Source organism: Novosphingobium sp. MBES04 (genome assembly GCF_000813185.1).
Lineage (GTDB): Bacteria > Pseudomonadota > Alphaproteobacteria > Sphingomonadales > Sphingomonadaceae > Novosphingobium > Novosphingobium decolorationis.
In genome coordinates, this window is the sequence record NZ_DF850498.1 from 1 (window position 1) to 2,243 (window position 2,243).

The following is a 2,243-nucleotide window of genomic DNA, read 5'->3' on the forward strand; positions in this document are numbered from 1 at the left end:
GTCAGCGCATCGTCCGAGCGCGCGCCCGAACTGCGATAGCCATTGTCGTAGGCCTCGTAACGGACCCGCACACTCCCCGACAGGTCGAGGTCCCCTGCCCCCGCAGCCTCCTGTGCGCCGGCCGACGGACTGAAGCCCAGCGCCATTCCGGCGAGGAGCCCGCAGCGCAGCGCCGCGCGTGTCCGCGCCGTGGAGGGGACATTCATGGCAGACACCTTTCCGCCAATCCCGCGTACGCCTTCAGAACTCATCCCACTGCCCATCGCTGGCCATGGGCTGCAGCGCCGCCGATCCGACCGTGGCATAAGGCTGGGCGGCCTGCCCCACGGGTGCGCGCGCGAACTTTGGGCGGGCAAGAGAGGGCCCATGCAACTGGACGACTTCGCCCGCGCCCAGCTTGAACTTGCCGACCAGTTCGGACAGCCGGTCCGCCTCGCTCGACAAGCTGCGCGCGGCGGCGGTACTTTCCTCGATCATGGCCGCGTTCTGCTGCGTGATGCGGTCCATGGCGCTGATGGTCTCGGTCGTCTGGCGCAGCTTGCCCGACTGCACCTGCGAGGAATCCGCAATCGAGGTCACGAGCTGCGTTGCCGAGGCGATGCTCTCGATGATGCGATCGAGCGCGGCGCCGGTATCGTTCACCATGACGACCCCGGAGGCGACCTGGACCGAACTCGTCTCGATCAGCTCGCGCACTTCGCGCGCGGCATCGGCCGAACGCTGGGCAAGCGCGCGCACCTCGGTGGCGACGACCGCGAAGCCTTTGCCCATCTCGCCCGCACGGGCGGCCTCCACCCCCGCGTTCAGGGCCAGCAGGTTGGTCTGGAAGGCGATTCCGTCGATGACCGAGATGATCTTCTTGATCTCGGCGGTCGAGTGATCGATCGATTGCATGGCGGCCACCGCATCGGACACGATCTTTCCGCCCGACTGCGCCTCCTCGACGGCCGCCACAACGCTGCGGTGCGCCGTGGTGGCTTCCGAGGCGGTGGAACTGATGTCCCCGCTCAGGTCGCGGATGCGCTCGGCCGCTTCGCCCAGGTCGCTCGCGTGCTGTTCGGTGCGGGTGGCGAAATCGCTCGAGGCATCGTTGATCTCACGCGCGCCCGTGTGGATCGCGTGGATCGCGTGCGAGACCGCCAGTAGGGCTTCGCGCAGGCGTCCGGCCATGGTGTTGAAATCGGCGCGCAGGCGGCCGTACGTGCTGCCAATGTCCGGCAGTTCGGCGGTGAGATCGCCTTCGGCAAGCGCACTCAGCTGGGCTCCGACCATCTCGATCATCGCGTGCGTGCGCGCATCGCTGTCGGCCTTGGCGCGGGTCATCACCTGCAGGCGCTCGGCAACGCGGGCAAGGTCCCCGATTTCATCGCTTCGGTGCAGATGCGGAACGGTGAATTCGGCCCCGCCATCTTCCACCCGGGCAATGGCCGAGCGGATATCGCCCAGTTCGCCCACGATGCTGCGCCGCACGCGCTGCGCCACGACATAGGCGAAGCCGCAAGCAACCAGCGCCAGCACCACCGAGACTCCCACCATGGTGAGCGCCATGGTGGTCTGCTCGGCATCGATCGCCACCGAGCGCGCGATGACGGGATCGCGGATGGCCTCGATATTGGCATCGACCTTGTCGCCGGCCTCCATGATCCGCGCGACCCCGGCACTTCCGACAGGCCCATCGGCAAGGACGCCGTTCACCACGGCGACATAGGCCTTGGCGTTCTCGTCCACCACGTCGGCGGCCGACAGCTCGTCCGGGCTCAGATGCTTGCGGGTTTCCTCATTGGAGGTGAAGAAGTCCCTTGTGTTGCCCTCGTAGGCTTCGCGCGTCGCCGCATCGTTGAGAAGCGCGTGGCGAAAGACATCCCGCTCCAGCGAGGCAAAATCCTTTTCCAGAAGCGCGGCGTAAAGAGCCTGGTTGGCCGCGTCCTGCGCGCGCTCGTCCATGCGCGCACCCAGCAGCGAAGAGGCGAGGACCAGGGCGATCATGCATGCCCCTACGCCCGCAGCGCAGAACGCGAGCAGCGACAGACGCCGACTGACGGAAAGTTTATCCAGGTAAGCGGACACCGATAAAGCCCCTTGTCTCGCGCCGCGGCACGGCGGCGTCGAGCCAGCGCTTAGACCTGCTCCTGTGAAAACCCGCCCAAGTGCGGATAGGTAGATCCCCAATAGCCTGTCGAAACATGACCTTATCGACCCCCGCTCCGGCCAGAAGGAGGAAGGAAGACGCTTTCTGTGGCCCC

2 protein-coding genes are annotated in these 2,243 nt (G+C 66.7%); both read right to left on the minus strand.

Going from position 1 to position 2,243, the window contains the following annotated elements:
- The coding region (locus MBENS4_RS23615; protein ID WP_039396847.1) for a hypothetical protein at nt 1-206 on the minus strand (206 nt) is incomplete at its 3' end.
- A gap of 34 nt (nt 207-240) precedes the next feature.
- Entirely contained in the window at nt 241-1,986 is a 1,746-nt protein-coding gene (locus MBENS4_RS23620) for a methyl-accepting chemotaxis protein (RefSeq protein ID WP_144401092.1), read from the minus strand.
- Nucleotides 1,987-2,243 lie beyond the last annotated feature (257 nt).